Annotated in this window: 1 pseudogene; it reads right to left on the reverse strand. The window is 70.9% G+C overall.

The features are described from left to right. A pseudogene (locus AC1DO7_RS41540) lies at nucleotides 1–249 on the reverse strand (phosphatase PAP2 family protein); the annotation flags it as partial. Nucleotides 250–419 lie beyond the last annotated feature (170 nt).

A 419-nucleotide genomic window follows, 5' to 3' on the forward strand; every position in this document is an offset into this window, starting at 1 on the left:
CCACACCGCCGCCGACAACATCGCGTGGCCGCTGATCACGCGCATGTCGAAACTCTCCAGCGACATGCCGCAGCCGGCGTTCAGCAGCTTGCTCGCCAGCACCAGCGCCGCGCCCGCGGCGAGGCTGGCGGCCCAGCGCAAGGCGACCCGCCAGCCGTCTGCCTGCAGCAGCCACAAGGCCACGGCCAGCGCCAGCGGCAGCGTCACCGCGGCATCGCCGAGGTCTGTGATGCGGTACCAGTTCATCATTCCTTCCATTGCGCACAGGCACGCCGGCACGCTTGTGCCGCCCCATGTCCGACTCTAGTCGGGCCGCGCCGGCCTGTGGCGCGCGCACCGCCGCGCTGGCTGAATATGGCGAACTGTTGGCAGATGCCCGGATCGGCGCGGCGATACGCTGGCTGCACCTGGACCGGCCG

The sequence above is a fragment of the Cupriavidus sp. 05N40 genome (assembly GCF_056397305.1).